General features: G+C 71.5%; 15 protein-coding genes. 4 read left to right on the forward strand and 11 right to left on the reverse strand.

Annotation, left to right across the window (positions count from 1 at the left end; all coding sequences use genetic code 11):
* Nucleotides 1–84 precede the first annotated feature (84 nt).
* On the forward strand, nt 85–336 hold the full coding sequence (locus tag ACRWK7_RS02810; RefSeq protein WP_431854650.1) for a hypothetical protein: 252 nt from the start codon (nt 85–87) through the stop codon (nt 334–336).
* A gap of 2 nt (nt 337–338) precedes the next feature.
* Here the strand turns inward: ACRWK7_RS02810 and ACRWK7_RS02815 are convergent, their stop codons facing one another.
* The 8 genes from ACRWK7_RS02815 to tsaE all read right to left on the reverse strand — a co-directional run bounded on the left by ACRWK7_RS02815 (nt 339) and on the right by tsaE (nt 10,793).
* Nucleotides 339–527 carry a DUF1127 domain-containing protein gene (locus ACRWK7_RS02815; protein WP_431854651.1) on the reverse strand — a complete coding sequence of 63 codons (189 nt, stop codon included), beginning with the start codon at nt 525–527 and terminating at the stop codon, nt 339–341.
* Nucleotides 528–630: 103 nt separating this feature from the next.
* On the reverse strand, nt 631–1,518 hold the full coding sequence (gene gcvA, locus ACRWK7_RS02820) for a transcriptional regulator GcvA (RefSeq protein WP_431854652.1): 888 nt from the start codon (nt 1,516–1,518) through the stop codon (nt 631–633).
* 103 nt (nt 1,519–1,621) lie between these two features.
* On the reverse strand, nt 1,622–1,948 hold the full coding sequence (gene trxA / locus ACRWK7_RS02825; protein ID WP_431854653.1) for a thioredoxin TrxA: 327 nt from the start codon (nt 1,946–1,948) through the stop codon (nt 1,622–1,624).
* A 161-nt stretch (nt 1,949–2,109) separates the two neighbouring features.
* Nucleotides 2,110–5,595: a double-strand break repair helicase AddA gene (gene addA / locus ACRWK7_RS02830; protein WP_431854654.1), complete on the reverse strand. Its 3,486-nt coding sequence runs from the start codon at nt 5,593–5,595 to the stop codon at nt 2,110–2,112.
* Nucleotides 5,592–8,579 (reverse strand): double-strand break repair protein AddB, encoded by a 2,988-nt coding sequence (gene addB, locus ACRWK7_RS02835; RefSeq protein WP_431854655.1) that lies wholly within the window; start codon nt 8,577–8,579, stop codon nt 5,592–5,594. Before addB ends, addA begins: the two co-directional genes overlap by 4 nt.
* A complete protein-coding gene (locus tag ACRWK7_RS02840) occupies nt 8,576–9,322 on the reverse strand; it encodes a nucleotidyltransferase family protein (RefSeq protein ID WP_431854656.1) in 747 nt (248 codons plus the stop codon). The genes addB and ACRWK7_RS02840 overlap by 4 nt, the downstream gene beginning before the upstream one ends.
* Nucleotides 9,319–10,320 (reverse strand): aminoglycoside phosphotransferase family protein, encoded by a 1,002-nt coding sequence (locus ACRWK7_RS02845; protein ID WP_431854657.1) that lies wholly within the window; start codon nt 10,318–10,320, stop codon nt 9,319–9,321. Before ACRWK7_RS02845 ends, ACRWK7_RS02840 begins: the two co-directional genes overlap by 4 nt.
* Complete coding sequence (tsaE, locus tag ACRWK7_RS02850) at nt 10,317–10,793, reverse strand: tRNA (adenosine(37)-N6)-threonylcarbamoyltransferase complex ATPase subunit type 1 TsaE (RefSeq protein WP_431854658.1); 477 nt, start codon at nt 10,791–10,793, stop codon at nt 10,317–10,319. Before tsaE ends, ACRWK7_RS02845 begins: the two co-directional genes overlap by 4 nt.
* A 158-nt stretch (nt 10,794–10,951) precedes the next feature.
* Here tsaE and ACRWK7_RS02855 point away from each other — a divergent pair, with 158 nt between their 5' ends.
* Entirely contained in the window at nt 10,952–11,752 is an 801-nt protein-coding gene (locus ACRWK7_RS02855; protein WP_431854659.1) for a hypothetical protein, read from the forward strand.
* A gap of 15 nt (nt 11,753–11,767) precedes the next feature.
* Here the strand turns inward: ACRWK7_RS02855 and ACRWK7_RS02860 are convergent, their stop codons facing one another.
* Nucleotides 11,768–12,157, reverse strand: a complete 390-nt coding sequence (locus tag ACRWK7_RS02860; RefSeq protein WP_431854660.1) for a hypothetical protein — start codon at nt 12,155–12,157, stop codon at nt 11,768–11,770.
* 228 nt (nt 12,158–12,385) lie between these two features.
* Between ACRWK7_RS02860 and ACRWK7_RS02865 the strand changes: the two genes are divergently transcribed.
* Nucleotides 12,386–12,688, forward strand: coding sequence for a hypothetical protein (locus ACRWK7_RS02865; protein WP_431854661.1), 303 nt, complete (start codon nt 12,386–12,388; stop codon nt 12,686–12,688).
* A gap of 44 nt (nt 12,689–12,732) precedes the next feature.
* On the opposite strand, the gene ACRWK7_RS02870 is transcribed toward ACRWK7_RS02865, so the two are convergent.
* Complete coding sequence (locus ACRWK7_RS02870) at nt 12,733–13,131, reverse strand: hypothetical protein (RefSeq protein ID WP_431854662.1); 399 nt, start codon at nt 13,129–13,131, stop codon at nt 12,733–12,735.
* A gap of 244 nt (nt 13,132–13,375) precedes the next feature.
* Between ACRWK7_RS02870 and ACRWK7_RS02875 the strand changes: the two genes are divergently transcribed.
* Nucleotides 13,376–14,401 (forward strand): NAD(P)/FAD-dependent oxidoreductase, encoded by a 1,026-nt coding sequence (locus tag ACRWK7_RS02875; RefSeq protein ID WP_431854663.1) that lies wholly within the window; start codon nt 13,376–13,378, stop codon nt 14,399–14,401.
* A 244-nt stretch (nt 14,402–14,645) separates the two neighbouring features.
* Here the strand turns inward: ACRWK7_RS02875 and groL are convergent, their stop codons facing one another.
* The gene (groL, locus tag ACRWK7_RS02880; protein ID WP_431854664.1) at nt 14,646–16,289 is read right to left on the reverse strand and encodes a chaperonin GroEL; all 1,644 of its coding nucleotides are present in this window, start codon (nt 16,287–16,289) and stop codon (nt 14,646–14,648) included.
* Nucleotides 16,290–16,315 lie beyond the last annotated feature (26 nt).

Raw genomic sequence — 16,315 nt, forward strand, 5'->3', positions numbered from 1 at the left:
CAATTTTTCTCGGGGCGGACGGGATAGGGAGGCGCGGCGGGTGTTTATACGCGCGTTGGGGTGGTGCTGGAGGACGGGGCAGACATGTCAGCGAACGACGATGCGGCGGGGCTGGCCGCGCTGTCGATCTGTGAGTCGGTGCTTCTGTTGCTGGTCGAGAAGGGGGTGGTGAATGCAGAGGAGGCGCGCGCGGCACTGGAAGACGCGGCGGCCGCGCACCGCCGCGAGGAAATGACGGCGGCGCAGCAGGCTCGCCACAAGGCGGCGGAACACATCATCGAGCGGATGGCGACGCAGGTGGAGGCCGCCCGGCCGCGACCCGGGCGGACTCGCTGACCTTACCGCCGCCAGAGCGACCGGCTGGCAAGGGCGCGGGCGTCGGTGCGCGTCAGGCCGATGTCGCGCAACTCGCGCTCGCTCATGGCGAGCAGCTCCCAGCGCTCGACCCGCCACCGCCACCAGCGGCGGAGGAAGGCTGCGGCGCGCGTCGGGAAAGGCCAGTGGAGGCGAGGTAAGGTGATGTGCATGACCGTTCCTTTCGGGATCGGAATGGATGGTCCATGCCCATCAGCTTCGCCCGCGCCGCGGCATCCGGCAAACGCGAAGCCCTGCGCTTCGGGTGAGTGGGATTCATTCGGCGGCTTTCGCCATCTCCGCCAGCAGCCACGTGCGGAAGGCGGCGATGTCGGCGCGGCCGGCCGATTCGGGGGCTTCCACCAGCCACCACGCGGTCTGCGCCGGCACCGGGTCGAGCACGGGGACCAGCGCGCCGGATGCGATCATCGCGTCCAGCGTCGGGCGCCGGCCGATGGTGACGCCGAGCCCCTGCGCCGCGGCGTCGGCGGCGTAGCGCAGGGCGTCGAAGCGCAGCCCGCGCGACACGTCCAATGCTCCGGCGTGCCCGGCCGCAGCGAGCCATGCCTCCCAGTCCTCGCTGACGGAGGCGACGTGCAGCAGCGGCACGCGCGCGAGGTCGGCCACGCTGTGGATGCGCGCCGCCAGCGCGGGGGCGCAGACCGGGACCAGCACCTCGTCCAGCAGCTTGACCGAGACGAGGTCCGGCCACGGCGCGCGGCCGAGGCGGATGCCCAGGTCGACGCCGTCGCGCGGGAAGGCGAGGACACGGTGCGCGGTGTCCAGCGACACCGAGATGTCCGGGTAGCGTTCCTGGAAGGCGGGCAGGCGGGGGATCAGCCAGCACAGCGCGAAGCTGGGCGCCGAGCTGACGTGCAGCCGGCCGGCGGGGCGGCGGCCGGGCACCGCGTCGGTGGCACGCGCCAGCGCTTCCAGCGCCGCTCCCACCGGCTGCAGGTAGGCGCTTCCCGCCTCGGTCAGCGCCAGGGTGCGGTTGCCGCGCACGAACAGCGGCACGCCCAGCCAGTCCTCCAGCGTCTGGATGCCATGGCTGACGGCGGAGGGGGTGAGGTTCAGCTCCTCCGCGGCGCGCTTGAAGGAGAGGTGGCGGCCGGAGGCCTCGAACAGGCGAAGCGTGGTGAGGGGCGGCAGACGGTAGGCCATGGCCTGAGTGTGCGGATCGCGCGGGCGGCGCGCAAACGAAAACCCCGCCGGAGGGCCGGCGGGGTCCGGTGCGCCGCGATGCGGCGGCGGATCAGGCGCCGGATCAGGCGATGGAGCTCTCGATCCAGGTCTTCAGGGCGCTCTTCTGCATGGCGCCGATCTTGGTGGCGGCGACGTTGCCGTCGCGGAAGATCATCAGCGTCGGGATGCCGCGCACGCCGTACTTGTTCGGCGTCTGCGGGTTCTCGTCGATGTTGATCTTGGCGATCGTCAGCTTGCCCTCGAACTCCGCCGCAAGGTCGTCCAACGCGGGGGCGATCATCTTGCAGGGACCACACCACTCCGCCCAGAAATCGACCAGGACGGGCCCGGGGGCCTTGAGGACATCCTGCTCGAAGCTGGCGTCGGTGACCTTAACGGTGCTGCTCATGGGACCTCTTGCATCGGTTCAGGGCGGTCGCCGCGGGCCATGCGGCGGACCCGGCCCGGCGTTCGGGGCGGGATCGTCCCTGACAGGGGAAACGGGGCAAAATGTAGGTCGTTCCCGGCGGTTCGGTCAAGGTGTGGTATGCCGGACCTGCTTTGCGCGCATCAACCCGTTGATCCCGCAAGGAGATCCGGGGGCAACTCCATCAGGAACGGCCCGTCCGTCCACAAGAGCACGCACCGCACCGTCCGGTCGGGGTAGATCGCCGCCACCGCGGCGCGGTACGCGGCCAGCTGCTGCACGTAGACCGGCGGCACGTCCGCCACCCGGCGCGGCGGCGGGCGATTGGTCTTGTAGTCCACCACCCACACCGCCTCGTCGGTGATCGTCAGCCGGTCGATCTGGCCGGACAGCGCGCGCCCCTGCACCACGCCGACCACCGGCACCTCGGCGCGCGAGCCGGGGGCGAACAGGGCGCGGAACTCCGGCGCGGTCAGCACGGCCATCGTTTCGGAAGCGATTTCGTCCTGCTGCTCGGCCGTCAGCTTGTGGGCGGAGCGGGCCAGGAAGCGCCGGCAGGCGGACTCGCGCAGGTCGGGGGGCAGGTCGGGCAGCGTCTGCAGCAGGCGGTGCACGAGGATGCCGCGCTGGAAGCGCTTCCCGTCGTCAGCGCCGAGCGGCGAGCGCACCGCCGGCTCCTCCCCCTCGGGCTTCGACGGGGTGAGGGGGCGCGACGGCTCCGGCTCCGGCGGCGGGCGGGTGTTCCACCAGGGCGGCAGGGCGGGTTTGGCGTCGGCCGGCGTCCAGTCGGCGTTGTCCGGGTGGGCGGGGACGATCTGCTGGTCGGCGAGTCGCCAGCCGGGGCCGTTCCAGCCGTCGGCGGGGCACAGCCGGGTGAAATCGAACTCCGCCTCCACGGCGATCTCGCGCATCGCCTCCTCGACGAGGCGGTACCAGCAGCCCTCGGCCGGGTCGCGCTTGCCCTGCCAGCCGCAGACGTAAAGCCGGTCCTCGGCGCGGGTCAGCGCGACGTAGAGCAGGCGGCGGTACTCCTGGTCGCGCTTGCGGTTGGCCCGCGTGCGGGCCTGGGCGCACAGCGCGTCCTCGTGACTGCGGCGCGGGGCGAACAGCGGCACGGCGCTGCCCTCATCCGGCCAGAGGATCGGCGGGCTCTGCGTCGGCGTGGCGGTGGTGTCGGGCAGGAAGACGATGGGCGCCTGCAACCCCTTGGAGCCGTGCACCGTCATGATGCGCACGCGGCCGCCGCCCTGTTCCAGCTCGCGCTTGATCTCCGCCTCGCTGGCGGCGAGCCAGGCGAGGAAGCCCTGGAGCGACGGAGCCTCGGTGCGCTCGAAGTTCAGCGCGGTGGCCAGGAACTCGTCCAGCGGGTCGTGCGCGTCGGGGCCGAGGCGGCGCAGGATGGCGCGGCGGCCCGACACGGTGTCGGCCGGGCAGGGGGCGCTGAGGATGCCGGCGAACAGCTCGTACGGGCGGACGAAGTCGGTGCGGCCGAGCAGGGTGAGCAGGTAGCCGCGCGCCGGGCCGAAAGTCGCGTCCACCGCGCCGCGGCCGAGCAGCGCCTGCCACAGCGTGCCCCGGCGCCCGTGCGCCAGGGTGAACAGCTCGTCCTCCGTCAGGCCGATCAGCGGGCCCTTCAACAGGGTGGCGAGCGTCAGGTCGTCCTCGGGCAGCAGCAGGAAGTCGGCCACCGCCATCAGGTCCATGACGGCGAGCTGCTGCGTCAGCACCATGCGGTCGACGCCGGCCACCGGCACGCTGCGGTCCTTCAGGGCGCGCACCAGTTCGGCCACGAAGCCGGTGCGGCGGCGCACCAGCACCATGACGTCGCCGGGCTGGATCGCCCGGCCGCGCGCCTCCAGCCGCTCGCCGCGGCGGATCCAGTCGGCCACCGTGTCGGCGATCACCGAGGCCAAGCGGGCCGAGGGCGAATCCGCCGCCTCGCGGTCTACCGGTGGCGCCCAGGCTTCCGGATCGGCGGCGTCCTGCGGCTTCACCGGCGGCCACAGCTCGACCAGCCCGGCGTGGCCGCGGCGGAAGGCGCGGTGGCGGATCGTCGGGTTCGTCTCGGAGGCGACGCCGTCGCGCGCGGTGTCGCTGGCGAACACGGCATCGACGGCCTGGAGGACGGCGGCGGTGGAGCGGAAGGAGATGTCCAGGTCGACCGGCACCCAGGTGCGTTCCGCCGCATGCGCGCGGTCCTGGAAGTGGCGGCGCATGCGGGCGAACTCGGCGGGGTCGGCGCGCTGGAAGCTGAAGATCGACTGCTTCTCGTCGCCCACCGCGAAGACGGTGCGCACCATCCCCTGCTCCTCGCGGCGGCCAAGGCCGGCGAAGAACTCCTCGGCGATGGAGGAGACCACCTGCCACTGCTCGGGGTTGGTGTCCTGCGCCTCGTCGATCAGGATGTGGTCGAGGCCGCCGTCGAGCTTGTAGAGCACCCACGGCACCCGCCCGTCGCCGGTCAGCAGCGTGTGCGCAAACAGGATCAGGTCGTCGTAGTCGAGCAGCGAGCGGCGGCGCTTGGCCGTCTCGTAGGTGCCCAAAAGCGCTTCCGCCAGCGTCAGCAGCGCCGCGGTGGAGGCCGCCACCCCCGCCGCCTTGACCCGTTCCACAAGCGAAACGAGTCTGTTCGCTTCCTCCTCCAGCGCGCGGAGCGCGTGGGGATGGGAGGTCGCCGGCTTCTTGGTCATCAGCGTCTTGCGCGGCGTCCCCTCGGCGGTGAGGTAGAGCCGCGCGTAGGCCTGGAAGGCGGCGACGCGGGACTCCGCCGCGTCCAGCCACTGCTGGATGCCGATGCCGCGCTCCTGGTCGCTGGCACTGCCGAGCGACAGGGCGCGGCAGGCCTCGCGCAGGGTAGGGATGTCGAGCGCGGCGTCGCCGCAGGCCTCCGTGAGGATGTCGGCCTCGCTGGTGCCGGGCGGGACGTTCAGGGTATCGAAGATTGTAGCTACGGTGGCTTCGCGGCTGCCGTGGCGGTCGAAGATGCGGCGGATGCGGCCGCGTTCCGCTGCCAGCTCGGCCATCAGGTCGGCGAACTCCTCGGCGTTGAGGTCGGCGGTCAGGCGGCCGAGCGCGGCCCCCAAGTCGGAGTCGCGGTCGGCGCGGCCGGCGTGCAGCACGGCGTCGCGCGACTCGGTCAGCAGGGCGGCGGCCGTGCGGTCGTCCATCACCTCGAAGTGCGGGGCCAGCCCGGCCTCGATGGGGAAACGGCGCAGCAGCGACTGGCAGAAGGCGTGGATCGTCTGGATCTTCATGCCGCCGGGGCAGTCCACCACGCGGGCGAACAGCCGGCGCGCCTCGGTGCGCGTCTCGGGCGAGGGCATCTCGCCGCACAGGTCGTACAGGCGGTCGGTCAGCGACTCCTCGGACGCGGTCGCCCAGGTGCCGAGCGTGCGGTTGATGCGGATCGACATCTCCGCCGCCGCCGCCTTGGTGAAGGTCAGGCACAGGATGCGCGAGGGCGGCGTGCCGGCCAGCATCAGGCGCAGCACGCGGTCGGTCAGCACCTTGGTCTTGCCGGAGCCGGCGGACGCGCCGACCCACACCGAGGCCAGCGGGTCGGAGGCCCGGCGCTGCAGGACGTTGGGATCGAGGGGGCGGTCCGCCCCCGTCAGCTCGAAAAGGCTCATTCCCCACCTCCCCCGCCGCCGGCGGACCATTCCTGCACCCGCGCCAGATGCGCGTAGTCGGTGTAGCGCGGCGCCATGCTCGGGCGCGGGCAGGAGCGGTAGGGGGTGCGCTCATCGTCGAAGGCGTGGATCAGCGCCTCCAGGCCGGCGCGGGCGTCGGATGCGAGGGTGGCGACGTCGCCCTTCACCGGACGCTCCTCGCCGGCCGGGTTGCCGCCGGACAGCCGCCAGAAGGCGATCTCCGCCACCGGGCCGGCCGGGACGCCCTCGAACCCGCCGGCTTCGGCGATGGCGACCTCCAGAGGAAGCTGCGGGGCGAAGCCCAGTTCGATCTCCCGTGCCGAGGGCGGGGTGCCGGTCTTGTAGTCGATCAGAACGAGGCCCTGCGCGCGCCCGTCGCGGTCGATGCGGTCGGCCTTGCAGGTCAGCAGGAACGGGCCGCCGGGGCCGGACAGCTCCAACTGCCCCTTCACCTCGGTGGCGAGCGGCCTGACGGTGGGGCGGCGCTCGCGCTCGACGGTGATGAACCACTCGGCGATGCGCTGGAAACGCGGCCACCAGAAGGCCCAGACGTCCGGGTGCGTCTCCAGCAGCGGGCCGAAGGCGGCGCGGCCCATGCGCAGCAGTTCGTTCAGCGGGTCGGGCGGCAGAACGCCGGGGTAGGCGCGCACGAAGTCGTCGAGCGCCTGGTGGATGAACTGCCCGCGGTCGGCGGCGCCGGGGTCGGCGGCGATGGGGTCGAGCACGTTCAGGCGCAGCACGTATTGGGCGTAGATGGCGTAGGGGTCGCGCATCCAGGTCTCGACCTTGGTGACCGAGAGCTTGCGCGGGCGCGCGGCGACCGGCGGGCGGGGCTCGGGCGGGGAGACCGGCTGCACGCGGTCCGGCTCGTCGAGCTGGCGCGCCCAGGCGAGCCACAGCTCGCCCTGCGCGTCCAGCCGGCCGTCCAGGTTCACCGCTTTCAGCACGGTTTCCAGGCGCAGCAGCCAGCGCGACGGCACGGTGGGGGTGCCGTCGACGCGCTCGGCGCGGGTCAGCACCACCGTTTCGGCGCCGCAGGCCTGCACGAAGTCGTGCGCGGTGAGGCCGATCTTGAACTCCGGGCTGGGCAGGCCGAAGGCCTTGCGCATCGGGCGCGACATCCAGGGATCGGCCGTCGGGTCGGCCGGCCAGGTGCCTTCGTTCAGCCCACCGAGGATCATCAGGTCGTGGTGCTGGAGGCGGGCCTCCATCGGGCCGAAGATGGCGAGGCGCGGGTGCAGGCCGAAGCGCACACGCACCTCGCGGCCGGCCATCAGGGCTTCGAACAGCGCCGGATATTCCGGGCCCGGAACGTCGCTGAATCCATCGGCGGCCTGCCGCAGATCGTGGATGAAGCGCGCCGCCTCCTCACCGTCGTCGTGGCGCCACAGGCGCTCGGCGCCAGATTCGTCGGCGCTGCGGGCGAGATCCTCGGCGAAGGCGACGTGGGCGTCCACGAGGTCCTTCAGCGGCGCTTTGCCCTGCATCGCCGCGGCGAAGGGGGCGGCGAGGGTGCGCAGCCGCTCGACCCAGTCGATCAGGAACGCCTGCTGCCCGTCGAACTCGAAATACTGGGTGGCCTTGAGGGCGGTGAGCAGGCCGTCGAAGCCCTCGGCCGGGCGGGGGCCGCGCAGCACGGTGCGTTCCAGCGCGCGGGCGGTGGCGCGGAAATCATGCGCGTCCTGCCCGGCGGCGGACAGCGGGTGCTTGGTCAGCGCCAGCAGCGCCAGCGGGTGGGCGCGCGTCGCCACCAGCTGCGCGGCAAGCCGCAGGTAGGTGCCGACCGCGGTGTCGGCGAGCGGCCGGCCCGAGGAATCATCGACGATGATGTTCCAGCGCTTCAGCGCCATGGCGACGCGGCGCGCCAAGCCGCGGTCGAGGGTGACCAGGGCGGCCCGGCGCTCCGGCGTCTCCAGCGCCTGGCGCATCAGCAGCGCGATGACCGCCGCCTCCTCCTCCGGGTTGGCGGCGTCGATGCGGGTCAGGCCGTCCAGCGCCTCGGGCCCGAGCGCCTCCAGCGACCGCCAGCCCTCGGTGGTGGCGGCCGGGCGCATCGCCTCGGCGAGCAGGCAGGAGCGCGCCGGGCGCGGCTCGGCGGTGCAGTTCCAGGGGCGGACGGCGCGGCGGTCGAGCCTCAGCTTGTCGAGCAGGCGGGCGAGGGCGTGCTGCGGGTGCGCCTCGTCGGCGCGGATGGCGTCCCAGGTCGCGTCGTCGCTGTCCTGGTCGATGCCGGGCAGGACCAGCGTGCCGTTCGGCAGCCCGGCGATCACCGCCAGCAGGTCGGCGGTGGCGGGGATCGAGCCCGTGTCGCCGGCGGCGATCACCGGACCGGGCGGCGGGGCGGCGGCCCACAGGGCGGCCAGCGTCTCCAGAACGGTGTTGCGCCGCGCGGCGGGGTCGATGCCGCCGGCCTCCTGCTGGAGGATCAGCGGCCAATGCTCGGTGATGATGCGCAGGAACTTGAGCGTTTCCTGCCAGTGCGCGGCGTAGTCCTCCGGCACCACCGCGTGCAGGCCGTCGAAGCGCAGGCGCTCGGTGTGCACCTCGTCGACGAAGCGGCCGAGGTCGGCGGCCAGCCGCGCCGCCTGCGGCAGGGTGACGGCGAGGTCGGGGGCGGCCAGCACCGCCTTGGCCAGCAGCAGCTGCCGCTTCAGGGGCGACACGGCCTCGGGCAGATCCAGCGCGTCGTGCAGGCTGGGCAGCGATTCGGAGGTCAGCGCCAGCGCGTCGGCATCGACGCTGCCGAGCGGGCTGAGCCGCGGCAGCAGCATCGGCCGGCCGCCGGACAGGCGCAGGAACGCCTCGCGCAAGGACCGGCAGGCGCGCGGGGTGGGGAGCAGCACGGTGTACGCCGCCAGCTCCAGCGGGTCGTCACCGACGCGCGCCAGGATGCCGGCGGCCAGCGTGTCGACGAACGGCGCGCCGGCCGGGATCGTGTGGACGTTCGTGCCGCCCGCCCTCACGGCCAGAACCAGCGGATGCCGCCGGTCGCCAGCAGCTCCTCGGACTCCAGCAGCGCCGCCGGCGTGCCGACGTGGAACCACGGGCCGTCGTGCGCCAGACCGAACAGCCGCCCCGACTCCTGCAGGCGGTCCCACACCAGGTTGGTGGAGAAGGCGCCGTCCGGCGTGTCCTGGGCGAACAGCTCGGGCTTGATGATCTGCACGCCGGCGAAGACGAAGGGGGCGATCTCGCCCTCGCCGCGGCGGATCAGGCGGCCCAGCGGGTCCATGTGGAAGTCGCCGCGCCCGTCGTAGCCCACCGCCCGGGTGGTGGACATCAGCAGCAGCAGCGCGTCCATGGTCTCCGGGTTCCAGTGCGCGGCGCAGCGGCCGAGCGCCCGCGTCGGGCCGTCCAGCCACAGGATGTCGGCGTTGACCACCAGGATCGGGTCCTTGCCGAGGTGCGGCAGCGCCTTCTTCACGCCGCCGCCGGTCTCCAGCAGCGTGTCCTCGTGCGAGACGACGATCTTCGGCTTCTTGCGGCCCTTCAGGTGGGCGGCGATCATGTCGGCCTGCCAGTGGGCGTTGACCACCGCGGTCTCGACCCCGGCCTCGGCCAGACGGTCGAGCGCGTGGTCGAGCATCGGCTTGCCGCCGACGTTGATCAGGGGCTTCGGGCGCTCCAGCGTCAGCGGGCGCATGCGCAGGCCGAGGCCGGCGGCCAGCACCATCGCCTTGCGGGGCATCCAGGAAGGCTTGCTCATAATTCCGTCTCCGGAATGACAAAGTCGGCACGAAGGCCCGGCGGCAGGTGGCGGTCGAACCACGCAGTCACCGGGGCGAGGTCGGGTTTGGCGAGCTGGCCTTCCAGAAGGCGCCAGACGCGCGGCAGGTGGACAAGGTAGCCGCGCTTTCGGTCGCGCAGCGCCAAGCGGGTGAAGACGGCGACGATGCGCGCGTGGCGCACCGCCCCCAAGACCGCGTAGGAGCGGCGGAGCGCCGCCCGGTCGAGGTCCGGGAAGGCGCTGACATACCGCTCTACCATGCGCGCCGCAAGAGCCTGCGGCACGTCGCGCCGCGCGTCCTCCAGCAGCGACACGAGGTCGTAGGCGACGGGGCCGATCCCGGCGTTCTGGAAGTCCAGCAGGCCGGCCGCCGCGACGCCCGGCCGGTCGAGCCGCATCAGATTGTCGACGTGGTAGTCGCGCAGCAGCAGCGACGCCGGGCCAGCGCAGGCGTCGGCGATCACCCCGGCCCAGGCGGACTCCAACGCCGCGCGGTCCGCCGCCGGCAGCGGGCGGCCGGTGGCGACGGGCACGTAGACATCGGCGAACAGCATCACCTGCTCGGTGAACAGGGCGGCATCGTAGACCGGCAACTCCAGCCCGCCTGGGCGGAAGCGGCGGTGCAGCGCGACCAGCGCGTCGGTGGCGAGCGCGTAGAGGCTGTCCGGATCCTCGCCGGACTCGAGCAGGCGGGAGAACGTCGCGTCCCCGAAGTCCTCCAGCAGCGCCAAGCCCGCGTCCACATCGGCGGCGACCACCGCGGGCACCGAGAGACCGAGGGCGGCCAGCGCGTCGCCGATGGCGATGAAGGGGATCAAGTCGTCCTTGGGGGCCGGCGTGTCGGCCAGGATCAGCGGGCGGCCGTCGGGTGCGCGCAGCCGCTCGTAGCGCCGCGCCGAGGCGTCGCCGGCGAGCGGGCGGCGCGCGGCGTCGGCGAGACCGTGGCGGGCGAGGAAGGCGGCGATCCGGTCGCTCACGGCAGCTCCAGCGCGGCGAGGCGCGACCCCCAGGCGCCGAACCCGGCCAGTTCGGCGCGGCGCGTTTCGGGACCGTCGAAGGCCATGGTCAGCTCCAGGCGGTCGCCGGGCAGCAGGGGGCCGAGGCGGTCGGGCCACTCCACCAGGGCGATGCCGTCGGCCACCTCGTCCCAGCCCAGTTCCTGCACCTCGTCGGGGCCGGACAGCCGGTAGAGGTCGAAGTGCCAGACCGGCGCGGCCGGGGCGTCGTAGGTCTGCACCAGCGTGAAGGTGGGCGAGGGCACCTCGGCTTCCGCATCGCCCAGCAGGGCGCGGACCAGCGCGCGGGCGAAGGCGGTCTTGCCGGCGCCGAGGTCGCCGCGCAACGCCAGGACGTCACCAGGCTGAAGCGCGGGCGCCAGCCGGCGGGCAAGCGCCGCGGTGGCGGCCTCGTCGGGCAGGGGAACGGTGCGGAGAGTGGCGGGCTGGGGCATGGCGGGCGGATTTTGGTCGACCGGACCCTCGCTCGGCAAGCCCCGCGGCGATGGCCTTCGGCGTTGTTTCAGCCTATTCTGCTTTGGTTGAGGAAAATCGCGTGATGGGGTTGGTCATGGCCGGCATCACTCTTCCGCCACAACGCGTGGCACAGGTCATGGTGCGCACACTCGCGCAACGGTTCACCGCCGCGGCGAAGCCGGACGGGACGGCGCCGGACGATGCCACCGCCAAGCGTCTCCAGGAGACGCGCGCGGCCGCGGAACAGGCCGCGAAGACCCTTGAGGCCTCCAAGGTCGACACCAAGGCGCAGCGCAAGCAGGCCGCGAAGCAGCGGCTGGACATGATCAATGAGGCGTTGCGCACGCTGAAGATGTTCGGCGGCGACCCGAAGACGGCGGCGCGCGAAGCCGCCCGTCTGGCCCGGGAACTTGCCAAGGCGGTCAGGGAGTACACCGCCGCCGGCGGCAGCGGCGCGTCCGCCGCTCCGGCCGCGCCGCCGGCCGGTGGCGCCTCCGCCGTCGCCGGCAAGGTCGATGGCGCCGGGACCGAGGCCGGGAGCACGGCGAAGGCCGAGGGCGATGTCGGGGAGTCTGCGGATGCGGCGGCGGCCGAGGCTGCCAGTAACCCCGGGTTGGCCGAGGCCAAGGCCGCGGAGGCACAGGCCGCCGAGGCCGCGACCGGCAAGGCCGCGGACGCCAAGGCGGACGGGGACAAGGAGGCGCCGGGGTCGGACGGCTTCGCCCAGCAGGCGCGCGTGCTCGCCAAGAAGCTGAAGAGCTTCCTCTCCACGCAGGCGGAACGGCTGCGGAGCGAGTCGGGCCGGGACGCCCGGCTGGTCGAGAAGGACGTGAAGGACGCGCTCGACACGCTGCGCGAGACCGAGCGGACGGTTCGCAGCCTTCCGGGCGGCAACGTGGGGGAAAGCCCGATGGAAGGGCTGGACATGCTGGTGTGACGCCGGTCCGGCGCGTCAGCCGCCCATCGGCGCCGGGCCTTCGGCGGCCGGCCGTGCCCTGGAGGCGAAGCGCGGCGTCTTGTTGAAGTTCATGGTGATCATCAGCGTCAGCCCGCCGTTGATCAGGTACAGGCACTTGTCGGACTGCACCGGCAGGGGGATGCCGCGCTCCATGCAGTAGCCGACCAGCGCCGCCGCCACCTCGGCTTGGCCCAGAGTCATCGACTGGTCCTCCCCATGGTCATCGACGATGCGGAGGGTGGTGGTGACCGCCTCGTCGTGCACGGCGTGGGCGACGCCGCGGATGGTGCCGGCCGGCAGCGCCTCGCGCAGCTTGCGGCGGCGCTCGATGACCGCCTTGATCACCTCCTGCTCGGTGAAGACGAGGCAACGCAGTTCCCTCATCGGAGCCTCCCGACCCAAGCCGATCGGTCAGCGAGTATTGGGGGCCGCCGAGCCGGCTTCAATGCGCCTTTCGGCAAGGGCAGGCGAGGGTCGTCCAATCGGGGCGGGAAGGCTCATCCGGCCACCTCGCCCTATCACCGGTAGGCACTGTCGACGGGCAGCGGTTGTTGCGTCGCAGCATGGGACCAGTTCGCTGGCGAGACCTGCACCCCTGCAAGGAGGCAACCCATGCTCACCCGAACCCTCATCGTCTGCGCGTTCAGCGCATCGCTCGCCGCGTGCAGCGGCTTCGGTTCCAGCGACACCGGCATGGCGGGAACATACGGAGCGTCGGGGCCCTATGCGGCGGCTCCCACCGGTTCCAGCGCGCCGCAGCGCGTGGTCAGCGTCGCGCCGCTCGGCGGCATCGACAACGGCCAGTACCCCGGCGCGTGGGAAGGGGCGAAGGCGGGAAGCGGTTCGTCGAACGGCGTCGGCGACGGCCCGCCGGGCGGTATCGCCAACAACCAGATGGACCGGATCGCCCAGTAGCGTCCGTCGCCCGCGGCCGGGCAGCCCCATCTCCGCTGGCTTGGTCAGCTGGCGAGACGGGACGGCTGGTCGGCCGCGTGGGCGGCGACGTGCGTTTCCGCCACCATGCGCGGCGCCTTGTTGAAGTTCATGGTGATCATCAGCGTCAGCGCGCCGTTGATCAGGTGCAGGCACTTGTCGGAATCCACCGGCAGCGGAACCTTGCGCCCCATGCAGTAGCCGACCAGGGCCGCCGCCACCTCGGTCGGGCCGAGCATCAGCGACTGGTCCCCGCCGTGGTCGTCGATGATGCGGATGGTGGTGGTGACGGTGTCGTGATTCATGGTGTAGACCACGCCCTGGACGGTGCCGATCGGCAGCGCGTCGCGCACCTTGCGGCGGCGATCGAGGACGGCCTTGACCACTTCCTGCTCGGTGAAGACGAGGCAGCGCAGCTCTTTCATCGGAGACCTCCGGCCCGGCCGGGCCGTTCGCATGCGGCGCGAACCGGTGCGCCATCCCATGATTCATAATCCCTTCGGGATAGCTCGCACTCAACGAAAATTTTGCGTAAATTTGCGACATGTGGCCGCGCCCAAGGCAGAGCTGCCCTGCGCCGGACCGCCGCAGGGGTTGATCGGTGTGCCGGATCGGGTGCATGTAGGGACCGTTTTCCCGTCGAAGACCGTTCCTGATCCCGGAGTTCCCATGTCGGCTTCCACCGCCCACCGCACCGACGTCGCCATCATCGGCGCCGGCCCCGTCGGCCTCTTCGCCATCTTCGAGTGCGGCATGCTGAAGATGAACTGCCACGTCATCGACGCGCTCGACATGGTGGGCGGCCAGTGCACGGCGCTGTATCCGGAAAAGCCGATCTACGACATCCCCGGGCATCCGGCCATCGACGCCGCCGACCTGATCGACAGGCTGGCCGAACAGGCGGCGCCCTTCGCGCCGACCTACCATCTGGGCCAGCAGGTCTCGACGCTGACCCGCACCGCCGAAGGACGCTGGCTGGTCGAGACCAACATCGGCACCAAGATCGATGCGCAGGCGGTGATCATCGCCGCCGGCGTCGGCGCCTTCGGCCCGAACCGCCCGCCGCTGGACGGCCTGGAGGCGTACGAGGGCAAGTCGGTGCACTACATGGTCCGCCGCAAGCAGGACTTTGCCGGCAAGAAGGTGGTGATCGCCGGCGGCGGCGATTCCGCCATCGACTGGACGCTGTCGCTGGCCGACATCGCCGAGAAGGTCTACGTCGTGCACCGCCGGCCGAAGTTCCGCGGCGCGCCGGAGAGCGTGGCCCGCATGGAGGCGCTGGCGCGCGACGGCCGGATCGAGCTGGTGGTGCCCTACCAGCTCTCCGGCCTGGACGGTGCGGACGGGCAGATCACCGCGGTGCGCGTCGCCACGCTGGACGGTGAGGAGAAGGCGTTGCCGGCCGACGCGCTGCTGGCCTTCTTCGGGCTGTCGATGAACCTGGGGCCGATCGCCGAGTGGGGCCTGAACCTGGAGCGCAGCCACATCACGGTGACGCAGCCCTCCTGCGCCACCAGCGCCGAGGGCGTGTTCGCCATCGGCGACATCGCGACCTATCCGGGCAAGCTGAAGCTGATCCTCTGCGGCTTCGCCGAGGCCGCGCAGGCCGCGCACGCCATCCACCCGCTGGTCCACCCGGGCGAGGCGCTGCATTTCGAGTACTCCACCAGCAAGGGCGTGCCGGGGGCGGAGTGAGCTTCGGCTGTCATGGAGACAACCAAGTCTTCACGGATTTCACGGATTTGAGGCACGGATTTCACGGATCTTTTCATGCTTGCGGCGCCACGGTGGTTCCGCAAGCGCAGGCGTAGGCACGGATAAGAAAATCCGTGTAATCCGTGCCCAAATCCGTGCAATCCGTGAAGACCAAGTTGTAAGAAAGGAAAAAGGGCGCCCCCGATGGAGGCGCCCTTTCCTGTAACGTGCCGGAGACTTGGGCTTAGAAGCCCATGTCGTCCATGCCGCCCATGCCGCCCGGCATGCCGGCCGGCGGGGCCTTCTTCTCGGGCTTCTCGGCGACCATCGCCTCGGTGGTGATCAGCAGGCCGGCGACCGAGGCCGCGTCCTGCAGGGCGGTGCGGACCACCTTCACCGGGTCGATGATGCCGGCCTTCACCAGATCGGTGAACTCGCCCTTCTGGGCGTCGTAGCCGAAGTTACTGTCCTTCTGGTCCAGCAGCTTGCCAACCACGATCGAGCCGTCGGTGCCCGCGTTGTAGGCGATCTGACGGACCGGGGCCTGCAGGGCGCGGCGGACGATCTCGATGCCGACGCGCTGCTCGTCGTTGGCCGGCTTCAGGGCGTTCAGGGCGCGGGTGGCGTACAGCAGGGCGGTGCCGCCGCCGGCGACGATGCCCTCTTCCACCGCGGCGCGGGTGGCGTGCATGGCGTCGTCAACGCGGTCCTTGCGCTCCTTCACCTCGACCTCGGTCGCACCGCCGACGCGCAGGACGGCGACGCCGCCGGCCAGCTTCGCCAGACGCTCCTGGAGCTTCTCGCGGTCGTAGTCGGAGGTGGTCTCCTCGATCTGGGCGCGGATCTGGCCGGTGCGGGCCTCGATGTCAGCCTTCTCGCCGGCGCCGTCGACGATCGTGGTGTTCTCCTTGGTGATCTGGACGCGCTTGGCGGTGCCGAGCATGTCGATCGTCACGTTCTCGAGCTTGATGCCGAGATCCTCGGAGATCACCTGACCGCCGGTCAGGATGGCGATGTCCTCCAGCATGGCCTTGCGGCGGTCACCGAAGCCCGGTGCCTTCACGGCGGCGACCTTCAGACCACCGCGCAGCTTGTTCACCACCAGGGTCGCCAGGGCCTCGCCCTCGACGTCCTCGGCGATGATCAGCAGCGGGCGCGACGACTGCACGACCGACTCGAGAACCGGCAGCAGGGCCTGCAGGCCCGACAGCTTCTTCTCGTGCAGCAGGATGTACGGGCTGTCCAGCTCGCACGTCATCTTGTCGGCGTTGGTGATGAAGTACGGCGACAGGTAGCCGCGGTCGAACTGCATGCCCTCGACGACGTCCAGCTCGGTGTCGAGGCTCTTCGACTCCTCGACCGTGATGACGCCCTCGTTGCCGACCTTGCCCATGGCTTCGGCGATCTTCTGACCGATCTCGGTCTCGCCGTTGGCGGAGATGGTGCCGACCTGGGCGATCTCCTCGTTGGTCGTCACCTTCTTGGCGCGGCTCTTGATGTCGGCCACGACGGTCTCGACCGCCAGGTCGATGCCGCGCTTCAGGTCCATCGGGTTCAGGCCGGCGGCCACCGACTTCACGCCCTCGCGGACGATCGCCTGGGCCAGAACGGTCGCGGTGGTGGTGCCGTCGCCGGCCAGGTCGTTCGTCTTCGACGCGACCTCACGCACCATCTGCGCGCCCATGTTCTCGAACTTGTCGGCGAGCTCGATCTCCTTGGCGACGGTGACGCCGTCCTTGGTGATGCGGGGAGCGCCGAACGACTTCTCGATGACGACGTTGCGGCCCTTCGGGCCCAGCGTGACCTTGACGGCGTCCGCGAGAATGTCCACGCCGCGCAGCATCTTCTCGCGGGCGGAAGCGGAGAACTTGACTTCCTTGGCAGCCATAGCTCGGATTCCTCTGAATTCAGATA

The organism is Azospirillum sp., from assembly GCF_050789165.1.

Excerpts from the sequence above, each read along its gene's own strand:
- ACRWK7_RS02810 (WP_431854650.1), top strand. The coding sequence starts at position 85 with ATGTCAGCGAACGACGATGCGGCGGGGCTGGCCGCGCTGTCGATCTGT.
- ACRWK7_RS02815 (WP_431854651.1), bottom strand. The coding sequence starts at position 527 with ATGCACATCACCTTACCTCGCCTCCACTGGCCTTTCCCGACGCGCGCC.
- gcvA (WP_431854652.1), bottom strand. The coding sequence starts at position 1,518 with ATGGCCTACCGTCTGCCGCCCCTCACCACGCTTCGCCTGTTCGAGGCC.
- trxA (WP_431854653.1), bottom strand. The coding sequence starts at position 1,948 with ATGAGCAGCACCGTTAAGGTCACCGACGCCAGCTTCGAGCAGGATGTC.
- addA (WP_431854654.1), bottom strand. The coding sequence starts at position 5,595 with ATGAGCCTTTTCGAGCTGACGGGGGCGGACCGCCCCCTCGATCCCAAC.
- ACRWK7_RS02840 (WP_431854656.1), bottom strand. The coding sequence starts at position 9,322 with ATGAGCAAGCCTTCCTGGATGCCCCGCAAGGCGATGGTGCTGGCCGCC.
- tsaE (WP_431854658.1), bottom strand. The coding sequence starts at position 10,793 with ATGCCCCAGCCCGCCACTCTCCGCACCGTTCCCCTGCCCGACGAGGCC.
- ACRWK7_RS02855 (WP_431854659.1), top strand. The coding sequence starts at position 10,952 with ATGGTGCGCACACTCGCGCAACGGTTCACCGCCGCGGCGAAGCCGGAC.
- ACRWK7_RS02860 (WP_431854660.1), bottom strand. The coding sequence starts at position 12,157 with ATGAGGGAACTGCGTTGCCTCGTCTTCACCGAGCAGGAGGTGATCAAG.
- ACRWK7_RS02865 (WP_431854661.1), top strand. The coding sequence starts at position 12,386 with ATGCTCACCCGAACCCTCATCGTCTGCGCGTTCAGCGCATCGCTCGCC.
- ACRWK7_RS02870 (WP_431854662.1), bottom strand. The coding sequence starts at position 13,131 with ATGAAAGAGCTGCGCTGCCTCGTCTTCACCGAGCAGGAAGTGGTCAAG.
- ACRWK7_RS02875 (WP_431854663.1), top strand. The coding sequence starts at position 13,376 with ATGTCGGCTTCCACCGCCCACCGCACCGACGTCGCCATCATCGGCGCC.
- groL (WP_431854664.1), bottom strand. The coding sequence starts at position 16,289 with ATGGCTGCCAAGGAAGTCAAGTTCTCCGCTTCCGCCCGCGAGAAGATG.